This window comes from Mycoplasma sp. 1012 (assembly GCF_054343455.1).
This window is the reverse complement of sequence record NZ_JBTGVG010000002.1, coordinates 38,171-61,887: the sequence shown is the minus strand read 5'-3', so window position 1 is coordinate 61,887 and position 23,717 is coordinate 38,171. Positions and strand designations below refer to the sequence as shown.

The window sequence follows — 23,717 nt, the reverse complement described above, 5'->3', positions numbered from 1 at the left end:
ATAAAAAAAATGAGTTGAGAAGAAGCTCAAAAACACATTGAAAACGGAGTTGTTTATTTAGAATTTACAACAACTTGATGTGGAGACTGTAAAATGATGGCACCAGTGGTGCAAAAAGTTGCAGATCACTTTGATGAAAACTCAGGTTTAAAAATGATTAATGTTGATGCTGAAGAAGCACAATTATTTAGAAAAGAAGGAACTCGTTTTGAAGTTTTAAGAGTTCCTACTCACCTTGTTTTAAAAGATGGAAAAATTTTAAACAAAGGATTTGAATATTTTCCAAAAGAAGTCTTAATTGAGTGAATTGAAAACGCTCTAAAATAAGTACCTGAAGGTACTTTTTTTATTTATATTTTAGAATTTTTTTTATAAACATTTATAATTATAATTATGAAATTTTTTGAAAAACTAAAAACAAGATTATTCGGTTCAAAAGAAGATAAAGAAAAACTTAAAGAACTTGAATTAGAAAAGAAAAAAGAAAAATTAGAAAAGAAAATTGAAAAAGATTTAGAAAAGAAAATAATTAAAGAAGACAAAGTAGAAAGATACGTTGCTGGTTTAAAAAAATCCAATGTTTCTTTAACTGAAAAAATTATAAATTTACAAAATTCTTATAAAAAAATTGATGAAGAAATGTTTGAAGAATTAGAAGAAATTCTTATTATGTCTGACATTTCTTATTCGCTTGTTGAAGTGATTATTTATGAAATAAAAAAAGAAGTAAAAAGAGAAAATCTTAGTGATCCTAAATTAATAGGTGAAATTATTGCTGACAAAATTTACACAATTTATGCCAATAATTCAATAATTAACACTCAACTAAACATCGAAGAAAACCGTTTAAATATTATTTTAATGGTTGGTGTTAACGGTTCAGGAAAAACAACATCTATTTCCAAAATAGCAAAAAAATATTGTGACCAAAATAAAAAAGTTTTAGTTGCTGCTGGTGACACTTTTAGAGCTGCTGCCGTAGAACAATTATCTATTTGAGCACAAAGAGCAGGAGCGGATATTATTATGCCTAATCCAAATGAACACGATCCTGCTTCAATAGTTTATAGGTCTTTAGATAAAGCGATTGCTGAAAACTATGATTTATTAATAATAGATACAGCCGGAAGATTACAAAATAAAGTTAATTTAATGAATGAACTTGCTAAAATTAATAACATTATTCAAAAAAGAATACCGGAAGCACCTCATGAATCTTTATTAGTTATTGATGCAACTACAGGTCAAAACGGAATTTCTCAAGCTATGCACTTTAAAGAAGTAACCCCTATTTCTGGTATTGTTTTAACTAAAATGGACGGTACAAGTAAAGGTGGAATAATTCTTTCCATAAAGGAAAAACTTGATTTAGATGTTAAATTAATAGGTCTTGGTGAAAAAATGGAAGATTTAGAAGAGTTTGATTTAGATGCATTTATTTATGCTTTAACTAAAGACTTTATGAATAAGGAAAGCAATGAGTAATATCGAAGATAGAGATTTATTAATTAAATTATTCGATAAATATTCTTCATTATTAACACAAAATCAAAAACAAATTTTCCAGCTTTTTTATTTTGAAGATCTTTCATTGGCAGAAATTGCAGAAATTTGTGCCACAACAAGAAGTGCAGTTTTTGATTCATTGAAAAAAACAAAAACTAAATTAACTAAATTTTATAAAGAAATAGAGAAAGGAGAAATAGATGTTTAAACCTAATGTAAAAATAATAAAACATATAGAAAATAAGATAAAAAGTTTGAAAAAAATATCAAAAATATATTTTTGAGCAAACATTGCTTTTTCAGCATTAATTATTATCTTAAATATTTACTCTATAATTAGCGCTATTATCTATTTAGACTATGCTGCCACTGAGTTAGTTAAAGATAATTCAGAGATAGGAAGACACATAACTTCAAAAAGTCAATGAATTGAAATTTTAAAAACTCTTTCATATACTGCGATTTTTGTTGTATTTCTTATCACCATCTTTTTCCTAAGTTTATTTTTAGCTATATTTAAAACTTCTTTTCACTACAATCAATATAAAAAAGTCCAAAGACAGTTAACTTATTTACTCATAAAATATGAATCACAAGATGAAGAATATACCATTGAACAATTTAAGAAAGAATTAGAGTTAGTTGAACCTATACTAATTAACAGAAACAAAAAAAGTCTAAAAAAAGAATTAAAATCAACTCTATTGAAGAAGGTAAACTAATATGGAAATTGAAAAAAAATACAAGAAAATATATAATATTCTTTTTTCCAAAGTTTTTGTATTAAGATTTCTTTTCTTTACATTAACTTTTGTGACTTTTATTTTGGTCTTTTTAAGTTCTATGCTTACTGCTTATTTTTTAGCAGGAGTAGGAGAAAGATTTAGACCAGTATTGCCAGAACAATTCACAAACAGCGAATTTAGAAATAACTATGCTATTATAATTGCTTGATTATCTGCTTCAGGTAGTTTCATAACATCTATTATTTCTTTCTTTGCAATGCAAGCAAAATACAAGAAAAATAAAAAAGCTCTCACTACTATCAAACTAGAAAAAGCTCTTTATGATGCTAATCTTGGTCTGTACAAAAAAAACAAACATAAAGGAGAAATCCTTTTAAAAAGATTATTTTTAATATTAAAATGAAACTATTTAGATAGAGAAAGTGATGTGTCTTCAGAAACTATTCTTGCAAGTCAAACACATAAAAAATATGTATTAAAAAACCTAGAAAATATGGAAGAAAAGGAATTATTACAACTTGTAAATAAAACAAGAAACAAATATAAAAGAAAATTTATAATTTCATACTATTTATTTTTATTACTTAATATTTTGGTAATAGTTATGACTTCCTTAATGATTGTATTCAACTTATACTCATTAAGATTTAATCAGTTTCCTGACATAAAAGGAACAGAAAAATCAATTTATTACTTACTAGAAATAACTTTAGCTTCTGCTTTAACAACCTTGCTTACTTCTATTTCTTCCTTTTTTGCCTTTGGAGAAAAAAGAGAAAAAATTAATAGCGATATTAAAGAATTAGAAAAAAAATTAGAAGAATTTAAAACAGTTCCAATTGAAAATCTAAATGAATGAATTGAATCTATATCAAATTATGGAGAATTATTATAAAATTTAATATAATTAAAATATGTGATTACCAATAATTCAAATTATAATTTTCTTTTTATGGAATATAGCATCTGCTGCTATTTTATATAACAGAATTAAAAAACCTTATAAAACATTTAGAAAAACTCATGTATGAGGAAAAATAGAAAAATTCAATTTACTAACTTATAACACTTATGTTTTTGCTTCATTAGGTGGTTTAGTTAATGTAATTTATCAATTATTTAATAACCATTTTTCTTTATCTGTTGCAGTTTTCTTAACATTATTTTCTACTTTAATTTATATTCTTTCTGTTTCTTTTTATAGTTTAGAAATTTATGTTTATTTTAAAGTAAAACAAAATCCTTTATGATTATATAAAGAAAAATAAAGAAAAGAGTTTTTAAAAATTCTTTTCTTTTTTTCAGTTCTTTTATAAAAACGCTTTTTGTATTATAATTATTTAGTAATTTTATTACATAACAAATAGGAGTGATATGAAAAATAAAGAAAATACTCAAGTTGAACTTACAATTAAAGAAACAAAAATTAAAAAAGTTATTGGTTATGCTTCTAGAGAAAATTTCTTTATGTTTTGATTGCCTTTTATATTATTTGCATTGTTTTCAATTTTTCACGGAATAATTTATGCTGTTCTTCCTTTAGAAAGACAAAATTCATATAAAATAGCATATTCAATTATTTCAGCAATAACAATTTTAATATCTATAATTTTATTGATATTTTTTATAATTAATTTTGTTAATAATAGAAAAGCTTTAAAACAATTAGAAAAAAAAGCAGGGGATGAAGAAATTCAACTTTCATTATCTAAAAACAAATCAGTAAGAATTTCTACATTAAGTAAATATTATGCTGCATTAGATGCAATTGAGCAACTTGATAAACACGAGAGATATTTAAAATGAGCTAAGAAAAATTCAAGCTTCTTCGATTTTCTTTTTGTGTTTTAAATAAAACAAATAAAATAAAAATAAAGGAATTTCCTTTATTTTTTTCTTTTTAATATTATTCTTTTTACTATCAATAAGGTAATTATAGGAAGAATTAAAATGATAGCGATAGATAAGAAAAATAATTTTAAATATCCTTTATTCATTTTAATCTTCATTTGATCAATTTCTGTATCTTTAACTATTTGATAACCAAAATAATCTTGTATATCATTTGTTCTTTTTTTTCTTGCTATAGTCAATATTGCTCAAATAACAATATTTCCTAAAATAATTAAAGAAAGAATTATTGAAAGCAATTGTGGATTAGGACTTAAAGCACTAATTCAAGCTTTAAAATTTAAAAATATATCGTGATAATTTTTATTTTTAAAATATCATATAAATAAAGTAAAAATACCCATATAAAATATAGAAAAGACTAAGAATCAGTTATGATGAATTTGTTGTTTTATTAACTTTTTATACAACTGAGCTATAAATGTTGGAATAGCTTGTGTATTTTTTTCTAATTCTATTCTATAAAACTTTAAAGCCTTTTTAATAGAAGAAAATTCAATTAACTTCATTATAAATTTAAAAAAAGAATATGATAATAAACCAACAGGAATAATAAATCAACTTCAACTATAATCTCTATCAACAATTTTCATTGCTTTAAAACTATTTGTTGCAATAAGCGTTATTAAAATAGAAATTATTAATATCATTATTGAATAAAACAAAAGCATAGATAGTATGATTTTATTTTCAAGAGCAAAAATTTTATAAGCACCTGTGGGAATTACATTTTCAGGATCTTTATAACTACTTTTATATTTTGGTTGTTTTTTGTCTGTTTCTGCAACTTTAAAATGAGTAAATCTAACAGTTTCCGTGTTATTTAGTGGTGTTATTTTCATTATTTTTTACCACCATTGTTGTCAGTTTTTAAAATTGCTAAGAATGCTTCTTGTGGCACTTCTACAGAACCTATTGCTTTCATACGTTTTTTTCCTTCTTTTTGTTTTTTAAGGAGTTTTTGTCTTCTGGTTGGATCTCCACCATATAATTTTGCTGTAACATCTTTTCTATAAGCTTTTATTGTTTCTCTTGCTATTACCTTTGAACCAATTACCGCTTGAACAGGAACTTCAAATGATTGACGTGGAATAACTTCTTTTAACTTTTCAGTTAGTTCCCTTCCTTTATTATAAGCAAAATCTTTGTGTACAATCATTGAAAGAGCGTCGACTTTATCTCCATTTAAAAGGATGTCTAGTTTAACTAAATTAGATTCTCTATATCCTATTAATTCATATTCAAAAGAAGCATATCCTTTAGAAATAGATTTTAATTTATCAAAAAAATCAAAAATTATTTCTACTAAAGGTAATTCATAAATAACCCTTCTTCTGTTAGCATCTATAAATTCAATGTCAACATAAGTTCCTCTTTTATTTTGTGATAATTCCATAATAGAACCTACATAATTTTCAGGAACTATAATTGATGCTTTAATATAAGGTTCTTCAATTTTTGAAATAAATGTTGGATCAGGTAAATTAGAAGGATTAGCAATAATTTCCATTGAACCATCAGTTTTATATACATGAAATTCTACAGAAGGAGCAGTAGCTATTAAATCAATATTGAATTCTCTTTCTAATCTTTCTTGTAGTATTTCCATATGAAACATTCCAAGAAATCCAATTCTATAACCAAAACCAAGAGCTTTTGAGGATTCTGGTTCAAAAGTTATTGAAGAATCTGATAAAGAAATTTTTTCTAAAGACTCTTTTAATAAATCATAATCCTTTCCATCTATTGGATAAAATCCTGTATAAACAACAGGTTTTAGTTTTTTATAACCTGGTAAAGCACTATCTGCTGGATTATCAACTAAAGTAATGGTATCTCCTACAGAAATATCCTTAGCATCTCTAATAGAAGCAGCAATTCAACCAACTTCACCAGAAACTAATTCTTCTTTTTTTAATTCAGCAGGAGTTCTAACCCCTAATTCAACCACGTGAAATTTTTTTCCTGAAGAAAATAAAAAGAAATTATCTCCCACTTTAATTTTTCCTTCTACAATTCTTACTAAAAGAACAACGCCTTTATATGGATCAAAATAAGAATCGAAAATTAAAGCTTTTAAAGGTTTATTATCATCTGCTTCTTTAGGTGCGGGAATTTTACTAATTATTGCTTCTAAAACTTGATCAATATTTTGACCAGTTTTAGCGGAAATAAGCACACTTTCGTCAGCAGGAATTCCAATAACATTTTCAATTTCTTTTTTAACCCTTTCTGGATCAGCAGAAGGTAAGTCAACCTTATTAATTATTGGAATTATTTCTAAATTATTATCAATTGCCAAATATACATTAGCTAATGTTTGAGCTTCTATTCCTTGCGTAGCATCAACAAGAAGCAAAGCACCTTCTGTTGCTGCTAACGATCTAGAAACTTCATAAGTAAAATCAACATGACCAGGAGTATCAATCAAATGAAAAATAAAATCCTTGTACTTTAATTGTACAGCGTTTAATTTTATTGTAATTCCTCTTTCTTTTTCCAAATCCATTGAATCTAAATGTTGAGTTTTTAATTCTCTTTTAGCAACAGCACCAGTTAATTCTAGTATTCTATCAGCTAATGTTGATTTTCCATGATCAATGTGTGCAATTATACAAAAATTTCTTATATTTTCTTTCTTCATATTTATAAATTTTACAATATTTTTGTAAAACAAATATTAAAAAAGAACCTTTTCTTAAGGTTCTAAAAATTAGTTTGTTGTAGTAGTGCTTGGATTGTTAGTTGAAGTTTCTGCTTCTTTGTTAGAATTATCATTATTTTTATCTTTTTGAATATTTTGAGTTGTAGGAACAGCTGGATTTACAGAATGATCTTTTTGCACTTTTTGAACAATTAGTCAAACAGAAGCACCTAAAAATACAGCAGATGCAAATCCTAAGAAAATTCCTCAAAGTCATCTGTTATTTCTTCCTTGTCTTGTTTTAGCTTTTCTACTTTCTTTTGGTTTTTTTGGAGATTTTTCTTGTTTTACTTCTTTTTCTTCTAACGTCATTTCTTTTTTCATATTACCTCATTAATTTAAATATATAAAATTATAACATTTTTATTATTTATTTTTATTTTTTTCTGTTTTTTGTAGATAAAATTATTCACTACAAAATAAAAAATCTCAAAATTTTGCCTTTTTTTTATTCAAAACATAAAAAAATAAAAAATTTTTAAGTGCGTTTATATAATATAATCGAAATAAATTTAAATTTATTCATAAAAACAAGGAGGAAAAATGTCAAGATATTTTACTATCAATGTTTCATGTGCATCATGTAAATCAAATATTGATAAACAGTTTCAACAATATCCTGAAATTAAATATTCACTTAATTTAATGGATAAAATGTTAAAAGTAGATGCAGATGATGAACTTTATCCAGATGAATTAATTATAAAATTAGCAAAACAGGCTGGATATGATGCTGAACCATACTAAAAAATTTTGGTCAAAATTTTTAAGATGAATTTGAACCCCATTTAACAATATGGTAATTCAAATTATCATCTTTATCCCTTTTTTCTTAGTTATTTTAACTAATATAATTGGTGCAATTAACAATAAACACGAAATTATTTATAATAATCAACAAAATTGAGTTTTTATAGTTTTAGGGATTCTTGCAACCTTTATAGTTTTTGTAGTTTCTGTAGAATACTTCAAAAACTATGTAAGACTATTTAAAGGTGTAATGAATATGAACCTTTTAATTGCAATCGGGGTTCATATATCTTATTTTTACTCATTAATAATGACTTTATATACTTTATTTTCTAAAGATGGTGGATACTACAAAATAGAAATGTATTTTTGAGAGGTTCCTTCTGCTTTGCTTCTTTTTGTGTCCATTGGACACTATTTAGAAAATAAATTAATGAGGAAATCTAGTATAGGAATTAAAGAATTATTAAAATTACAAAATCGCTATTCAATGCTTGTTTTAGAAGATGGAACAACTAAAAAAGTATCAACAAGTACTTTAAAAGTAGGTGATGTCATCATTTTACCAAAAGGGCAAAACGTGCCTATTGATGGAATAATTTTAGAAAATACTTCTGAGTTAGATATGGCAGCAATTAATGGTGAACCTTTACCAAAAACCGTGCAACCAGGGGATTTTGTGGTTTCTGGTGCTATCAATTTAACTGCTTCACTAAAAATTCAAGTGCAAAAAACAGCAAGAGAATCTACTCTTGCTAAAATCATTGACAAGCTTGAAAATATAGTTGATTCAACTTCAAAAATACAGAGATTAGCCGATGTAATAGTTAAATATTTTATTCCTGTTATTTTATCAATTGCTCTTATAAGTTTTCTTACTTGAACAATTTCTTTATATCTAATTGATTCCAAGTATTGACCTTCTTATTTAGAAAAAGATCTACAACCAATTTATTATGGAATAAAAATTGGTGTAACTGTTGTTGTTATAGCTTGTCCTTGTGCTTTTGGAATAGCGGCTCCTGCTGCTATTTATTCTGCAAGCGGACTTGCAACAAAAAACAAAATTCTCTTTTCTTCTGCTGATGTTTATGAAAAACTTAAAAAAGCAAAATACCTAATTTTTGACAAAACAAGAACATTAACAAAAGGAAAACCTGAAATTGTTAAAATTTTTGGAGATAGCAATTTTGAAACAATTGCTCAAAGTTTAGCTAGCAAATCTCACCACCCTTTATCTCAAGTTATAACTAATTATAAAAAATTTAATCCCGTTTCTATTTCTAATGAAAAAGAGATTCCGGGATATGGAATCATAGGTGAATTTGAACAAAGTCAATACGAACTTGGATCTTATAAAAAAATGTTAGAAAAAGGTTTTATTGACAAAGTAAAAATCAATTCTTTTGAAGCATATAGTTATGTTGCTCTTTCAAAGGACAATAAAATAGTTTTTGTTTATGCTCTTGGTGATCAAATCAAGCAAGATGCTAAAAAAATAATAGAAAAATTTCATAAACTCGGATTAGAAGTAGTTATTGCTTCTGGAGATAATAAAGAAGTTGTAAAACAAATTGCATCTGAGTTGAATATAAAGGAATTTTACGGACAATTGCAACCAGAAGATAAACTCAAATTAATAAGTGAATACAAAGAAAAAGGTGAAACTATCTTTATTGGAGATGGCCTAAATGATATTTTAGCTATTAAACAAGCAGATTTAGGAATTGCTTTTGCAAGTGGGTCTGATTTGGTAAATAGTACAGCCGATATTTCATTAATGACTAATGAATTATATGCTGTTTATCAAGCAATTTATTTAGCTAAAAAAACATTAATGGTTATCAAAATGAATTTTATTTGAGCTTTCTTATTTAATTCACTTGCAATTCCTTTAGCTATTAGTGGATTAATTTTTCCTTGAATAGCTGCTCTTATAATGATTCTTTCCAATATTTTACTTTTAGTAAATACACTATACTTTAAAAGACATACATCTAAAAAACTCAAAACTATTGTTGAATAATTTATATTTGGATAAAAATTGTAAATAAACAATAATTTAAAAACAAAAAAATGAATTTTTTCTATTTTTTTTATATAATTTAAAAATAATAGAATATCGATGACGAAGACACGTTCAAAGAGTTAAAGCACTAGAGAATTGACGGTTGGTGCAAGTCAATCTGGATCCTTTGAATATCACTTCCGAGACCTAACAAGGCGTTTGGTTCACGAAACGAACAAAAAAGAGAATCTGATTCAAGGTGGTACGTTAGTCCTTGAATGCAGATTTTTATTTTATTTAAAAAGGAGTAGTTATGGAAAAACAATATAAAGATACTTTAAATATGCCTCAAACAGATTTTGAAATGAAGGCAAATTTAGTTGAAAAAGAAAAAAAATACAGACAATTCTGACTCGAAAAAGAAATTTACCAACAAGTTTTAAAGAAAAATAAAGGTAAACCACAATATGTTTTACACGATGGTCCACCTTATGCAAATGGAAGCATCCATTTAGGACATGCTCTAAATAAAATTATTAAAGATATTATAGTTAGATATAAAAGTATGAGTGGTTTCTACTCACCTTTTGTAAATGGTTGAGATACTCATGGTCTACCTATTGAGTTAAAAATGCTACAGAATTTGAATAAAAATCAAAAAGATTTTTCTATTTTAGAACTTAGAAAAGAATCAAAAAAATATGCTTTAGAGCAAATAGAAAATCAAAAAAATCAAATGCAAAAATTACAAATGCTTAGTGATTTTAAAGAAATTTATATAACATTAAGACCTGAATTTGAAGCAAAACAACTTGAATTACTTAAAAAAATGGCTTTAGATGGTTTATTAAGAAAAGGATTAAAACCAGTATATTGATCACCTTCAAGCCAAACAGCTTTAGCTGAAGCTGAAGTAGAATATGCAGAACACAGATCTCCTTCAATTTATGTTAGTTATCTTGTTACAAAGGGAAATTCCTTTATAAAAGAAAATGATAATCTAATTATTTGAACAACAACTCCTTGAACTTTAATTGCTAACTCAGGTGTTGCTATTGGGCAAGATTTTGATTATTCTAGAGTTCAAGTACAAGAAAAAATTTATATAGTAGCAACTGAATTGGTTGAAAAACTTGCAGCAGAGTTTAAATGAGAATCATATAAAATTCTTGAAACTACAAAAGGGAAAGAATTATATGGAGCAGAATACATAAGACCTATAAAAAGAGATTTAACTGGTAAAGTGGTTTTAGGACATCACGTAGAAATCACAGCAGGTACTGGTCTTGTTCATATGGCTCCTTTATTTGGTGAAGATGACTTCTTAATTGGTAAAAAAGAAAATCTAGATATGATAATGCACGTTGCTGATGATGGAACTCTAAATAAAGAAGCAGAACAATATGAAGGAATGTTCTATGAAGACGCTAATAAAGAAATAGGAATGTTTTTAGAATCAAAAGGTGAATTATTAAAATTACAATTTATAAAACACTCATATCCACATGATTGAAGAACTAAAAAACCTATTATATTTAGAGGAACACCACAATGATTTGTTTCAATTGATAAATTTAAAAATAAAATTTTAGAAGCTATTGATGAAGTTAAATTCTTCAATGAATGAGGTAAAAAACGTTTATCAAAAATGATTGAAAATCGTGCTGAATGAACAATTTCCAGACAAAGAACTTGAGGAGTTCCAATCACAATTTTCTATGATAAAAACAGAGATCCTGTGATTAACGAAGAAATTTTTGACTATGTAATTAATTTAGTCAAACAAAACGGAAGCGATGTTTGATATGAAAAAGAAGTTGATGATCTTTTACCTGAAAAATATAGAAATTTAGGTTGAACAAAAGAAAAAGATATTATGGATGTTTGATTTGATTCTGGTTCTTCTTCTATAGGAGTAGAAATAGAAGGAACAACAAAACCTTTTGATTTATACTTTGAAGGTTCAGATCAATATCGTGGTTGATTTAACTCTTCTTTAATTAATTCAGTAGTTTATAGAGGAACTGCTCCATATAAAGAACTGCTTTCACACGGATTTATTGTTGATGAAAAAGGACAAAAAATGTCTAAATCTCTTGGTAATGGAGTTGAACCAATTGACCTAATTAACAAACACGGAGCTGATGTTTTAAGACTTTGAGTTTCCAACAGCGAATATTCTGATGATATTTCTTATTCAACTAAAATTTTTGAACAAAACATAGAAATATACAGAAAAATAAGAAATACAATTAGATTTTTACTTGGAAATATTAATGATTTTGATTATGAAAAAATTGACAATATTCAACTTGAAGGAATACATGAATTTATTGCTAATAAAATTAATAAGTTAAATAATGAAATTATTAAGCACTATAATGACTTTAGATTCTTGTTGGTTGTAAAAGAAATAAATAATTTCATTATTGATTTTTCTGGATTTTATCTTTCTATAACTAAAGATAGTTTATATGCAGATAAAAAAAATTCGCCAGAAAGATTAATGATTCAAAAAAACCTTTACAACTTAACTCAATTACTTTTAATTTCTTTAGCTCCTATTTTACCAACAACAACCGAAGAAGCTTATTCTTTCTTTAAAAAAGAAAATAAACAAATTTCAATTCACTTAGAAAACTTTTTAAAAGAGAAAAAAATTGATGAACAAATAGATCAAGAGTGAAAAGAGTTCTTTACACTTAAAGATGAAATATATAAATTAATTGAAGAACAAATTAAAAATGGAGCTATCAAAAGACAAAATGAAGCTAAAGTTTATATAAAAACAGACAGTGAATTTATTAAAAAACTTAACTTAGTTAAACTCTTAATGGTTGGTACAGTGGAATTTGCAAATGAAACTAAAGTTACTGCTTTTGATTCATTAAAATGTCAAAGATGTTGAAATCACTTTGAAATGACTCAAATTAAAGATGACATATGTTTAAGATGTTTTGAGGTTTTAAAAGATGGACAAAATTAACATTTTTTTCAAGAATTGAAAAACAAAAATTTTGAGTTTTAATAAAAAAAGATTAATAATTAATGCACTTATTACTTTTGGTGTTTTATTAGTTTTAACACTAATTGATCAATTAACTAAAAATCTTATTTTTGAACATCAATATTTTCAAGAAAGAGCTGAATGAATTGATGGAAAAACCCTTTATAATTATGGTTTTATTGGTTTTAGACCTTTATTACATAGAGGTGTAACTTCAGGATTAAATAAATATTTAGGTTTTACGTTAATCCATATTTTCAGTTTATTAATTGTTATTGTTGTTCCTTATTTTATGGTTTTTTCTAAAAAATATTACACATTAGTATTTTTAGGATTTTTATGAGCAGGAACTTTTGGAAATATGCTTGACCGTTTTATAAATCAAAATGGAGTTAAAGATATTTTATTCTTACCATGACACGATAACGGAACATTCAACTTTGCTGATACCTTTATCGTAATTGGTTCCATAGGTTCAACTATAATTTTACTTTACACAAGCTTAATTGAACCTTACTTTAACAAGAAAAAAAATATTAATAATAAAAATGATTTTACAAACAATAGTAATAGTGGAGAAAACCAAACTTTAGATTCAAACAAATCAGAAGAAAAAGAAAACCCAGAAAACTAATCTGGGTTTTTTATTATATTAAAATCTCAATTCGTCCATTCTAATATCAATATATCATTATCACTTGTTTTGTTTTTATTATAAAATTCTTGAAAATATTCATTAGATACAAAAAATATGTTACCTTTATAAATATTATTTATTGTTTTAAAATTAAATCTTATTTTTAAATTGGGTATAACTTCATAATCTATATAGTCATCTTCTTTCATTTTATTTATTTTATTAGCAGGGAGTTCAAAATCCCATTCTCTCTGCTTTATTAACTTATTAAAAAGTATAAAATTCTTATCACCATTAAAAGAAAACTTTATTTCTCTATTTAGTAATTTATTTTGTTCAATTAAATCTTCTAATGATTTTGAAAATTTAATTACAAAATTACGAGATTTAGGAGTAAATAATTTAAATATTGAAGGAACAAGTCAAAAACCTTGCTCTGTTTGATTCACTTTTATTCTTTCTAAAGATTGTTGTTTCATAATAAAATTATATTAAATTTCTAAGAAAATTATATATTCCTTCTTCATCGTTACTATTCGTGGTAAAGGTTGATTTTTCCTTTATTTCTTCTTTTGATTGCCCCATTGCTACTGAAAATTTAGCTACTTCAAACATAGAAACATCATTGTCTTGGTCTCCAAAAACCAAGGTTTTTTCTAAATCTATTTTTTCTATTTTAGAAAGGATTTCCAATGCTTTTCCTTTTGAAGAATTTTCAGGCATTATATCAATGACTTTTTCTTGAGAGTTAATTAAATAAATATTGGTTACTTTTTCTATTTCTTTTTTGAAGTTAGTTATATTGTTAGGTTCAGAATCTGATTTAATAATTAAAAATTTTATAATGCTGTGATTTTGAATATTAAAATAGTTTTCTTTTAAATTGTTGTATTGTGAAAAAACGATATCAAACCTATATTTTTCTTCTTTAGAATCAACTGTATTTTTTAATCAGTTAAATCATTCCGGGAACTCTTTTTTACTGTAAAAACCAAAAATTTTCTTTGTTGTGTAAATTAAAAAAGTTATATTATTTTTAATTAAAATACCAAAAATTTCTTTTGTTTTTTCTTTATTAATAGGATTTTCAAAAATAACTTTGTCTTTTTTAAAATCATAAATTAAAGAACCGTTACAACTAACAATGGGGAAATCAGAATTTATTTTATAGTATTCTTCTTTTGCAAAATAATATGGTCTTCCTGTTATTATTGATGCTTTTATTCCTTTATTTTGTCTTAATTTTTCAATAATTTCTATACTTTTGTTAGTTATTTTCTTTTGTGAATTTAAAAGAGTTCCATCTAAATCAAAAAATATGTTTTCGATTTTTAACTTACTTATTTTGTCCATAATATGCGTTTGGACCGTGTTTTCTTGAATGGTGCTTTAATTGTAAGGTTTTATTAGCTTCTTTTTTATGTGGATCAATAATTAAAGTATTAATTGCCATTTTAGCAATTTCTTCAAGAGTCAAAGCTAAATCTACTGCTTTTTTTGGACTATCCATTGATCAAACAAAAGGTCCGTGTTCTTTTACTAAAGTCGCTTCTGTTGAAGCAAAATCAATTTTATTTTTTCTAAAATGTTCAATAATAACTAAACCTGTATTATGTTCATATGCTCCATTAATTTCGTCATCTGACAATTCTCTAGTACAAGGAACTGCTCCAAAAAAATTATCTGCATGTGTGGTTCCAAAACAAGGAATTTCTTTTCCTGCTTGAGCAAAACCAACAGCAAATGGTGAGTGGGTATGAACAATTCCTTTTATATTTTTATCTTCTTTATATAAAAGTGTATGTGTTGGAGTATCACTAGATGGTTTTAATTTAGAATCAATAACATTATTTTCCATATCAACAATAACCATATCATCTGGTGTCATTGTTTCATAACTAACTCCAGAAGGTTTTATTACCATATATTTTCTGTCTTTTGTGATTCCAGAAACATTTCCTCAAGTATGAATTGCGAGTTTGTACTTATATAGAAGCATATTAGCATCATAAACTTCTTTTTTTAATAATTCAATTTCTTCTTTATTCACCTTTTGCTCTCTTTCATTGTTTTTTATAAAATTCTAAAGCGCCTTTTATTTTATAAATGTTTTTTTCTTTTGATTCATCTGGAAAATTTTTTGATCACATTTCAATTAAAATAGGTACATTAAGGTCATTTCTTTTTATCTCTATTAATGATTTAGCAAAATTAACAGTTCCTTTCCCTCATCCTACTTCTTTAAATTTAGTAGGTAAAGTGTCTTTAAAGTGGAAAGCTACTATTTTTTCTCTTCCTAAAAATATTTCATTTTCTATATCTTTTGTAAATTGATTTAAATTACCTAAATCAGGATAAATATAGAAATTAGGTTCATTTATTTCTTTTAAAAAAGATAAACATTTAGAAATAGTTCCTGCAAAAGGAGTATCCATTGTTTCAAAAGCAAGAGTTATGCTGTATTTTTGTGCTAATTTAGCACATTTTTTCATTCCTTCAATAAACATTTTTTTAGTTTTAGAATTTGAAGTTTCATAATATACATCATAAGCTGCAATTTGAATAATTCTAATTCCTAGTTTTTTTGCAAGTATTATTGCTTTTTCCATTATTTCAAAAGCTTTTTCTCTGGTTTCTTTATTTTGTGAACCAAAAGGGAATCTTCTGTGTGCACTTAAACACATGGAATTAAAATAAAAGTCTTTTTCAATTAATAATTTTCTTAAATCATTAATTTTTTGGTTATCCCATTCTAATCTTTCAAGTCTAAAATCAGATTCATCAACGCTAAATTCGATAAAGTCAAAACCAGCTGCTTTAGCTATATCTATTTTGTCGCTTCAATCAAATTTATTGTTAATTGCTTTTTCATATATTCCTACAAATCTTTTTTTAGTTTCAGTATTTTTTAAACTCATCTTTAAATTCCTTTGCAGCAAGTTCTGGGTTTTCTGCATCTCTAATAGATCTACCTGCTATAAAAATAAATACAGGAATATCTTTAAATAATTTAATATCTTCCACAGTAACTCCACCAGTAACTGTTACCTTAAATCCCATTGATGCTAATTTAGCAACTGTATCAATATCTTTTTGTCCTCAATTTACACCAGAAGCTTGTGCATCTCTTGAACGGTGTCAAACAATTTGTGGAACTAAAGATTTTTTTCAATTTTCAACTTGTTCTCAAGTGAAATTTGTTGTCATTTCGATTTGTAATTCTTTATTTTTCCCATATGTTTGTGAAAGTTTTACTAATTCATCCATTGTTGCATTTTCTGCAGCACAAATTGCAGTAACATAGTCTGCTCCACTTTCAAAAAACATTTTTGCAAAAACTTTCCCTGCATCTGCAATTTTTCCATCTGCAACTATTATTTTGTCAGGAAAAGCTTTTCTTAATTCACTAATTGCTTTTTTCCCTTCAGAAGCAAGTAAAATAGTTCCTACTTCTATAACATCAATATACTTTTCTGCTTTTTTTGCTGATTTAATAGCATCTTCAATTGTTAAATTATCAAGAGCTATTTGTAATAATGGTAATGCCATTTTTCTCCTTTTATTGTAAATATTTTTGAAAATCAGTTTTTGAAATAATTTCTAAAACTTCTTCTTTTGTCTGTGCGTTCATTATTGCTTTTAAATTGTTTTCATCTTCAAAAACAGCAACTATTTGTGGTAATGCTTCAGAAGTGTGTACTTCTGCACTTGTTGCTGCTAAAGCAATTAAAACTCTAACTGGTCTTGAATCGTTTTCAAAATAAACTGGTTCTTTTAAAGTAACTAATGAAAAACTGTTTTCATTAACTCCAGCATCGCTTTGTGCGTGTGGCATTGCTAAGTTATCTGCAATAATATAATAAGGACCGTGTTTTTGTGTGCTTTCAATAACAGCTTCATAGTATTTTTTCTCAACCATTTTTTTATCAATTAATGGTTTTATTGATAAATACACTGCTTCTTTTCAGTCTTTTGCACTTAAATTTAAATTAATTGTTTCGTTTTCTTTTAAAATATTTAATAGGTTTATTTTTGCCATTATTGAATCTCCAAGGCGGATTTAATAGCTTCTCTTATTTCGTTTTCATCCATTAAATTAGTTACACCTACAATTTTTGCTTTTTGATCGTGATTAAACATACTTGATAGGTGTTTTGATGAAATAATGATATCAACTGAATTAGTCATTCCTACTGATTGTCCCATAGATAAAGCATCTACGGTTGCATCGATTCCTAATTCTTTTGTAATTTTTTGTACTTTTAATTTTATAATCATACTGGTTCCCATTCCGTTACCACATGCTGCTATAATTTTTAAAGTTTTATTATTCATTTTTGCCTCTTTTCTTTTAAAAAAAGGTTAGCATAAACTAACCTTTCAGAATTAGTTTGTCACTAATGCTGGTTTTAATTTTAGAACTTTTTGTAATATTGTTGGTTTTGTTTGTGAACCGTTATCTACTATCATTCCCATAACAACCATAGCAATTATTGCTATAGAAACTAAAATTCAAGCAACAACAATATGATATGAAGAAATTCAAATTAATAACCCAAAGAATAAGTTTCAATCTGCCATTCCAATATATCCAGTTGCTACTGGAGAGATATGTGTTCCAAATCCATTTGAAATTGCTCTTGTTGCGAAGGAAATAATTATTATTTCTAAGAAACCAATTAGTCCAGGAAGGATTAAAGCCGCTTTTCAACCACCACTTGCATTTGCGTATACTCCCAATGAACCTGAGTTAAAGAATAATGTAATAAATAATGGAATTGCAACAAAAACAACTGATTGTCCTGGAATAGCTGCTAATCCAATAACAATTGCTACTCCTAAAAATTGTCCAATTACTCCGGATAAAAAACCAAATGTTACAGAGTTGATTGAGAATCCATAAACAGCTGCAACATCAACCGCAACAACTGCTCCTGGAATTATTTTTTCACTAATTCCGTGGAATGATTGTTGTAACTCTGTTATAAACATTCTAACCCCTGTAATAATTGCTAATAATGAAGCAACTATTTTTAGAGATCCACCAAAGATATTTAATACAAAGTTAGCTCCACCAAATGAACTATTTCATATTGCATAATCTTTTGTAAATTTAATTAAATCATTTTCAATAACTTTTGTATGATCTACAGCAATTAAAATAACAAATAATGTTGTAAATAATACTAAAATAATTATTGTTTGTGTAAAGATGTTATCTTCAAATATTTTTAAATATGAAGGTAATTTTTTATTTTCTGCTGAATCATTTTTGTTTCCAAAAAATCTTCCTAGTTTGTATGTAGTAGCAATTGCTCACATTTGTTGGTGTCCAACAGCAAATCCAGCATTTTGTGTTACTACATTTGTTCCTTTTACAGTTGAAGTTGAAGCAGTAGCTCAATAAACACCAAGGAAAATCCCTGACATAATTATTAATCCAACTTGTTCTCCAACTGTGATTGTTCCATCAAAAATTCTAAAGTCTCTAAATAAGATTGCATAGAAAATTGCTGTAACAACGGCTGCTTGTTGTAACATAACGTGCCCTGTAATCATTAAACTATTTGTGTTAGTTCATTTTTTAAGAGCAACCATAATAATATTTACAACAAAACCTAAAATAAATGCAAATGAGATTAAAGATGCATAGTTTGAAGTAAAGTCTTTTCCTGAGAAAAAGGCTTGCTGACTAGCAAGTGAGAAGTAAGGGTCTAAAGGAACGATTCCTACTGAATTTCCACCAATGTGACTTACTCCGTTAAATACAGGTTTTGCTAAACCAACAAGTGTTCCAGAACCTATTTGTAATAAAATAAATCCTATAACTGTTTTTAGAAAACCTATAAAGGATTCTCTAATACCCCTACCAATTACTAGATAACCAACAAAAGTTAGAGAACCTAATAATAAGGCAGGAAGTTTAAAGAAGTTATCTAAATATACTTTGTTTAATAAGAAGAAGAAAGCATCTAATCATGCTTGTCCACTTCATGCATTTGTGTGATTTGCGGCTTTTACTAATAAAGTAGTTAAAATAATTATTAAGTTAATTACTGCAAAAACAACTCAACCTACTATTAAACCTGTTTTTTTCTTTTTGTTTAATTTTTCGATCATTTTTTTACTTTCTTTTATTTTTATTATTTAACTTTTAAAGCTTTTTTAAGTTCTAATACCCGTGGATTAACTTTTGAAACATCATATGTTCTTTTTTCATCAAAAGTTAAAATTTCTCTTGGGTTATTTACAAGAATATCTTGAATTGCTTCATCACTAACACCTACTTGTTTTAATAGTGGGATGAATCTATCAAATAGATATCCTAAACCAAATGTTTGTTTACCTTTTTCAATTCCATAATGTCTTTGATATAGAATTCTTCCTGCATCAAGAGCCATAGTAATGTGTTTTTGGTATCCTTTATCAACTAAATATTTAATGTTTTCTGCAAGAGTTGCATCTGTGTAGTATTTAACTCTGTCAGGTCCATCAAAACATAAAGTAACTCCCAATTCTTTGATTATTTTTTCATAGTAATATTTATCTGGGTTTTTATTTAAGTGTGATAATTGAATTTTTCTTGGGTTAGCACCAAAATCAATTAAGTGTTGTGCTGCTTCATAAGCCATTGTTCCTAATTGTGTATGTACTAAAATAGGAGCCCCTGTTTCAATACTGCTTCTTGCTGCAATTTCTAAAGATTTTAATTCTAGTCTATCAATTGCTGCATATCCAGTACCAGCTTTAATAATTCCAGCTTTAGATTTAGATCTTTTAACTACAGGTCCACTGTAATTCATTTCATCCATACCAACTTCAATTTCAGCTTTTACCATTTCAACAATATCATCAATTGGAGCTAGTGATAATCATGAAGCTCCTTTGTCATAAAAGGCTGCTTTATGAAATCCTGTAGCCATAATAATGTTTGCCTTGCCTTTTAATTTTTCAGCAATTTCTAACATTTTATATACATCACGTCCTACATTAGGCGGATCCATTGTTACCATGGTTTTTCCACCTTTAGCAACAAATTCATCCATTTCTTTTAATGATGCATCAACTGACATCATAACAAAATCAGGATGTTCATGTGCTTCTGGTCCATAATTTTTTATAAGGTGATCATGGCAATCTACCACTCCAAGTTCTTTTGGATCAATATCTCCAAGAACTGTTCTAGCAAATTTTTTCATTTTTCCTCCAATTCTTTGCAATCTTATTATATACTAATTTGTTCATATTTGTTCAAAAAAGTTCATAAAAGTTCAATCAGCAAGGCAAAAAGCGTAAAAACGCTTAAAATTTTCTATTTTTTGCTTCGTTTTTTTTTTTTTTTTGTTTCACTGTATAATGTTTTTATTGATATATAAATCTTGAAAGGAGAAAATAATGTCATTTGAAAAAGAACAAATTAGAAAAAATAATTTAACTTGTTTCATATTATCAATAGTAAATATAGTTTTAATGTTTTTAATAACATTTTCTTTCTTATTTTTTAATTTATGAGCACTAGCTTTCAAAGGTTTGTTTTTATTGGTAACTTCTGCTATTTATATTACTTATTTGGTGTTTTTAGTTTTATTAACATTAAAACTATCAGTTATATTTAATAACCCAAGTGCAGCAAAAGCTAAAACTGCTTGAATTCTTGCTGCAGTTATTCCCTTTGTTTGAATAGCTGCATTTATTCTAACAAACAGATGAATAGCAGAAATAGATTAAAAATATGTATAAACTTGAAAATTCCTAAAAATACAGTAAATTCCTTTATATTAGGAATTTTTATTTCCCTAAAATGTTTGCTATATCAACTTTTTTTTGCAAAAAGTAATAAAATTGAAGTAAAAAGAAAGGAATTAAATGAATCAAATCAAACAAATAAAGCAATTAGGAAAGAATACTTTAATTATAGATATAATTGGTTTTTCTTTAATTTTTATAGCAATTATTCTAAATCTTTTGCTTTCTAATATTTTGGAAACAAGTTATTGACAACCATATAGAGAAATAAACTATCCGTCTTATTTAAAGACAAAGAATTTAATTATATTTACATTATTTATAATAGATACAATAATTTTTCTCATATCTATTATTTTTAAAATAATGATCATTTCAGAAATATCAAATTTAGGCAGTGAAAAATTAGCAGATGCAAAATTGTATTATGTATTATCAGTCTTCTTTGGAGTAATATTAACTTTAATAGCTTACAACAAGCTTGACAATTTTCAATACCAGGAAGAACAAAAAACAGAAGAAAAAATAAATTTGGAAACTTTTGAAGCATATGGTAAAAGTTTAGAACTTTCTAATATAAAAAGAATAAATAAATTCATTTTAAATTTTGAAATAGTTAATGCAATTTTAATCTTTATTGCAACTTTGATTGTTGTTATCTCTGTTGCTAATACTATTTTAAACGCAAGTAATGATAATCATAATTATTATAATCCATACGGATACAACTCATTTGAAACACATAAATTGGATTTAACAAAATTAGCAGGCGGAGTTATTTTTGCTATAGTATTGTTTGCTATTAGTGGAGCGTTTTCAATTATAATATTTGTTTTTAAAATAATTATTTGTGTAAAGCTTTCCCATTTCCAAGAACATAAATTAAAAACAACACAATTATTTTATATATTATCTTTCTTCTTTGGAATTATTTTTACAATTATTGGATTTGTGCATATAAAAAATTATTATAAAGTAAATAACCAAAAAGAAACTTTAGCTTAAAAAAATTAACTTGTTTGTATTTAATATAAACAAGTTTTTTGTTTCTTTTTTTAAAAAAAATAAGAAGTATTTTTTGAAAAAAAGCTCACAATTCCTGTATTTTTGCCTTAAAAACACAAAATTTTGCAAAAAGTTGTTTGCTATATCAACTTTTTTTTTTTTTTTGGGAAAAGTAATAAAATTAAAAGAATAAGAAAGGAACAAAATGAGTGAAATCAAGGAAATAAAACAATTTGGAAAGACAACTTTAATTATGGATATAATTAGTTTTGTTTTAGTTTGAATAACAACAGGTATTCTCATAAATTTTCAAATAAACTACATTTTTGAAGCTCTTGTTAACAAAAATGAAGAATTATTTGAAAATAGTTTAGACATAATAAAAGTGAGTTTTTTAAGTTTATTTGCACTAATAAGTTTAATTGTAGGTTTAGTTGCTTTGGTTTTCAAAATAATGATAAGTAGAAGGATACCAAGTTTATATAGTAAAAAATTAGCAGATGCTAAGTTGTATTATGTACTATCAATCTTCTTTGGAATAATATTTACTTTCATGGGTTACAAAAAACTTGAATCTTTTGAATATCCACACGAAGTAGCACAAGAAGAAAAAATAAATATTCAAAAAATAAAGAAAGATTGTCAATGTATAAAATGTATAAAAGGTTATGAATATGGTTTTGAACTTTTTAAATTACAAAACGCAACCAGACTAACTTTAATATTTGAAATAATGTCTATTGTTGTTATTCAAATTATATCTATTACTATAGTTTTAATTATTAACAGTATTGTTTCTGATGCTAATAAAAATTCTTTATCTTATGATCCAACTTACTATTCATCTTTTGAACTGACTGCACAAAAAGCAAGAGCAGGTTTTGTTTTTGTGATAATATTATTCATTGTTTATATAGGACTTTGTATAACAACTTTTGTTTTCAAAATAATTTCTGCAACTAAACTTTCTAACTTTAAAGCAAGTCATCTAAAAACATCAAGAATATTTTTCATTATATCCATCTTTTTTGGACTCGTATTTACAGCATTAGCTTATAGATATGTGAAAAAACACAAAAAAGAATGATCAAAGACTAGTAACTATTAAATCATAAAAAACTTGTTTGTGTTTAGTATAAACAAGTTTTTTAAATCTAAATTAATATTAATTCACTAATATTTACTTTTTTATTAAATAAAAACAGTAAAATATAAATATAGGAGGAACTTATGAAAAACAATCTAGAAAAATTAAAAAATTTTAGCAAAACTGCTCTTATATTAGAAATTGTAACTTTTGCCTTATTTGTAATAAGTGTTATCATATTTATAGCTGGCGGTATTTTTGCTGTAAATGCTTTTGGTTATTATTCACCATCCAAAGCACAACCAGACCAGTCAGCAAGTATTGCTAGTTTTGGTGCTGCGTTTATTTTAGCAATTTTGCTTATAGTCGTATCATCTGGTACTGGACTTGCTACCTTAGTTTTCAAAATTATTATTTGTGTTGAATTATCTAATTTTGAAATGAACAAAATTCAAACAATTCTAATATTCTTTATACTATCAATATTCTTTGGATTATTGTTTACAATCTTAGGTTTTGTTTATATAAAAAAACTTGAAGAACCAAATTACATAACTGAAAATAAATAAATATAGTTAAATACTTTTTATTATAAAAGAGTAAAATTTAA

General features: G+C 25.9%; 27 protein-coding genes. 15 read left to right on the top strand and 12 right to left on the bottom strand.

Features of this window, described 5'->3' with window-relative positions; genetic code table 4:
* The first annotated feature begins 9 nt into the window (after positions 1–9).
* From ACXX89_RS00685 to ACXX89_RS00655, 7 genes are all read left to right on the top strand, one after another.
* Complete coding sequence (locus ACXX89_RS00685) at positions 10–327, top strand: thioredoxin family protein (protein WP_436358698.1); 318 nt, start codon at positions 10–12, stop codon at positions 325–327.
* Positions 328–393: 66 nt separating this feature from the next.
* Positions 394–1,485: a signal recognition particle-docking protein FtsY gene (gene ftsY / locus ACXX89_RS00680; RefSeq protein ID WP_436358699.1), complete on the top strand. Its 1,092-nt coding sequence runs from the start codon at positions 394–396 to the stop codon at positions 1,483–1,485.
* Complete coding sequence (locus tag ACXX89_RS00675) at positions 1,478–1,714, top strand: sigma factor-like helix-turn-helix DNA-binding protein (protein WP_436358700.1); 237 nt, start codon at positions 1,478–1,480, stop codon at positions 1,712–1,714. The genes ftsY and ACXX89_RS00675 overlap by 8 nt, the downstream gene beginning before the upstream one ends.
* Complete coding sequence (locus ACXX89_RS00670) at positions 1,707–2,228, top strand: hypothetical protein (protein WP_436358701.1); 522 nt, start codon at positions 1,707–1,709, stop codon at positions 2,226–2,228. Before ACXX89_RS00675 ends, ACXX89_RS00670 begins: the two co-directional genes overlap by 8 nt.
* 1 nt (position 2,229) lies before the next feature.
* Complete coding sequence (locus ACXX89_RS00665; protein WP_436358702.1) at positions 2,230–3,147, top strand: DUF4231 domain-containing protein; 918 nt, start codon at positions 2,230–2,232, stop codon at positions 3,145–3,147.
* A gap of 19 nt (positions 3,148–3,166) precedes the next feature.
* Entirely contained in the window at positions 3,167–3,520 is a 354-nt protein-coding gene (locus tag ACXX89_RS00660) for a hypothetical protein (protein WP_436358703.1), read from the top strand.
* A gap of 106 nt (positions 3,521–3,626) precedes the next feature.
* Positions 3,627–4,103 carry a hypothetical protein gene (locus tag ACXX89_RS00655; protein WP_458557283.1) on the top strand — a complete coding sequence of 159 codons (477 nt, stop codon included), beginning with the start codon at positions 3,627–3,629 and terminating at the stop codon, positions 4,101–4,103.
* Positions 4,104–4,138: 35 nt separating this feature from the next.
* Here the strand turns inward: ACXX89_RS00655 and ACXX89_RS00650 are convergent, their stop codons facing one another.
* The 3 genes from ACXX89_RS00650 to ACXX89_RS00640 all read right to left on the bottom strand — a co-directional run bounded on the left by ACXX89_RS00650 (position 4,139) and on the right by ACXX89_RS00640 (position 7,191).
* Complete coding sequence (locus tag ACXX89_RS00650) at positions 4,139–5,005, bottom strand: MSC_0882 family membrane protein (protein WP_458557282.1); 867 nt, start codon at positions 5,003–5,005, stop codon at positions 4,139–4,141.
* A complete protein-coding gene (gene lepA / locus ACXX89_RS00645; RefSeq protein ID WP_458557281.1) occupies positions 5,005–6,807 on the bottom strand; it encodes a translation elongation factor 4 in 1,803 nt (600 codons plus the stop codon). Before lepA ends, ACXX89_RS00650 begins: the two co-directional genes overlap by 1 nt.
* Before the next feature lie 69 nt (positions 6,808–6,876).
* The gene (locus ACXX89_RS00640; RefSeq protein WP_458557280.1) at positions 6,877–7,191 is read right to left on the bottom strand and encodes a hypothetical protein; all 315 of its coding nucleotides are present in this window, start codon (positions 7,189–7,191) and stop codon (positions 6,877–6,879) included.
* A 219-nt stretch (positions 7,192–7,410) separates the two neighbouring features.
* Here ACXX89_RS00640 and ACXX89_RS00635 point away from each other — a divergent pair, with 219 nt between their 5' ends.
* The 4 genes from ACXX89_RS00635 (at position 7,411) to ACXX89_RS00620 (ending at position 13,266) form a co-directional block, all read left to right on the top strand.
* A complete protein-coding gene (locus tag ACXX89_RS00635; protein WP_436358708.1) occupies positions 7,411–7,614 on the top strand; it encodes a heavy-metal-associated domain-containing protein in 204 nt (67 codons plus the stop codon).
* The gene (locus ACXX89_RS00630) at positions 7,595–9,643 is read left to right on the top strand and encodes a heavy metal translocating P-type ATPase (protein WP_458557279.1); all 2,049 of its coding nucleotides are present in this window, start codon (positions 7,595–7,597) and stop codon (positions 9,641–9,643) included. Before ACXX89_RS00635 ends, ACXX89_RS00630 begins: the two co-directional genes overlap by 20 nt.
* Before the next feature lie 295 nt (positions 9,644–9,938).
* Positions 9,939–12,611: an isoleucine--tRNA ligase gene (gene ileS / locus ACXX89_RS00625; protein WP_458557278.1), complete on the top strand. Its 2,673-nt coding sequence runs from the start codon at positions 9,939–9,941 to the stop codon at positions 12,609–12,611.
* Entirely contained in the window at positions 12,598–13,266 is a 669-nt protein-coding gene (locus tag ACXX89_RS00620) for a signal peptidase II (RefSeq protein WP_436358711.1), read from the top strand. Before ileS ends, ACXX89_RS00620 begins: the two co-directional genes overlap by 14 nt.
* Here the strand turns inward: ACXX89_RS00620 and ACXX89_RS00615 are convergent.
* The 9 genes from ACXX89_RS00615 to ACXX89_RS00575 are packed head-to-tail and all read right to left on the bottom strand — an operon-like array spanning position 13,263 to position 20,468.
* The gene (locus tag ACXX89_RS00615; protein WP_436358712.1) at positions 13,263–13,748 is read right to left on the bottom strand and encodes an MPN499 family protein; all 486 of its coding nucleotides are present in this window, start codon (positions 13,746–13,748) and stop codon (positions 13,263–13,265) included. The two genes, ACXX89_RS00620 and ACXX89_RS00615, sit on opposite strands and share 4 nt — an antisense overlap.
* Before the next feature lie 7 nt (positions 13,749–13,755).
* On the bottom strand, positions 13,756–14,622 hold the full coding sequence (locus tag ACXX89_RS00610) for an HAD family hydrolase (RefSeq protein WP_436358713.1): 867 nt from the start codon (positions 14,620–14,622) through the stop codon (positions 13,756–13,758).
* Positions 14,606–15,319 carry an L-ribulose-5-phosphate 4-epimerase gene (locus ACXX89_RS00605; protein WP_436358714.1) on the bottom strand — a complete coding sequence of 238 codons (714 nt, stop codon included), beginning with the start codon at positions 15,317–15,319 and terminating at the stop codon, positions 14,606–14,608. Before ACXX89_RS00605 ends, ACXX89_RS00610 begins: the two co-directional genes overlap by 17 nt.
* Entirely contained in the window at positions 15,312–16,187 is an 876-nt protein-coding gene (locus tag ACXX89_RS00600; RefSeq protein WP_436358715.1) for an L-ribulose-5-phosphate 3-epimerase, read from the bottom strand. The genes ACXX89_RS00605 and ACXX89_RS00600 overlap by 8 nt, the downstream gene beginning before the upstream one ends.
* Positions 16,162–16,818, bottom strand: coding sequence for a 3-keto-L-gulonate-6-phosphate decarboxylase UlaD (locus tag ACXX89_RS00595; protein WP_436358716.1), 657 nt, complete (start codon positions 16,816–16,818; stop codon positions 16,162–16,164). The genes ACXX89_RS00600 and ACXX89_RS00595 overlap by 26 nt, the downstream gene beginning before the upstream one ends.
* A 10-nt stretch (positions 16,819–16,828) precedes the next feature.
* Positions 16,829–17,308, bottom strand: a complete 480-nt coding sequence (locus ACXX89_RS00590) for a PTS sugar transporter subunit IIA (protein WP_436358717.1) — start codon at positions 17,306–17,308, stop codon at positions 16,829–16,831.
* Positions 17,308–17,604: a PTS sugar transporter subunit IIB gene (locus ACXX89_RS00585; protein WP_436358718.1), complete on the bottom strand. Its 297-nt coding sequence runs from the start codon at positions 17,602–17,604 to the stop codon at positions 17,308–17,310. The genes ACXX89_RS00590 and ACXX89_RS00585 overlap by 1 nt, the downstream gene beginning before the upstream one ends.
* Before the next feature lie 51 nt (positions 17,605–17,655).
* A complete protein-coding gene (locus tag ACXX89_RS00580; RefSeq protein WP_436358719.1) occupies positions 17,656–19,389 on the bottom strand; it encodes a PTS ascorbate transporter subunit IIC in 1,734 nt (577 codons plus the stop codon).
* 23 nt (positions 19,390–19,412) lie between these two features.
* Positions 19,413–20,468 (bottom strand): phospho-furanose lactonase, encoded by a 1,056-nt coding sequence (locus tag ACXX89_RS00575; protein ID WP_458557277.1) that lies wholly within the window; start codon positions 20,466–20,468, stop codon positions 19,413–19,415.
* A 196-nt stretch (positions 20,469–20,664) separates the two neighbouring features.
* Between ACXX89_RS00575 and ACXX89_RS00570 the strand changes: the two genes are divergently transcribed.
* The 4 genes from ACXX89_RS00570 (at position 20,665) to ACXX89_RS00555 (ending at position 23,676) form a co-directional block, all read left to right on the top strand.
* A complete protein-coding gene (locus ACXX89_RS00570) occupies positions 20,665–20,997 on the top strand; it encodes a hypothetical protein (RefSeq protein ID WP_436358721.1) in 333 nt (110 codons plus the stop codon).
* A 138-nt stretch (positions 20,998–21,135) separates the two neighbouring features.
* Complete coding sequence (locus ACXX89_RS00565; RefSeq protein ID WP_458557276.1) at positions 21,136–22,020, top strand: hypothetical protein; 885 nt, start codon at positions 21,136–21,138, stop codon at positions 22,018–22,020.
* 205 nt (positions 22,021–22,225) lie between these two features.
* A complete protein-coding gene (locus ACXX89_RS00560) occupies positions 22,226–23,128 on the top strand; it encodes a hypothetical protein (protein ID WP_458557275.1) in 903 nt (300 codons plus the stop codon).
* A 122-nt stretch (positions 23,129–23,250) separates the two neighbouring features.
* The gene (locus tag ACXX89_RS00555; protein WP_458557274.1) at positions 23,251–23,676 is read left to right on the top strand and encodes a hypothetical protein; all 426 of its coding nucleotides are present in this window, start codon (positions 23,251–23,253) and stop codon (positions 23,674–23,676) included.
* The last annotated feature ends 41 nt before the right edge of the window (positions 23,677–23,717 follow it).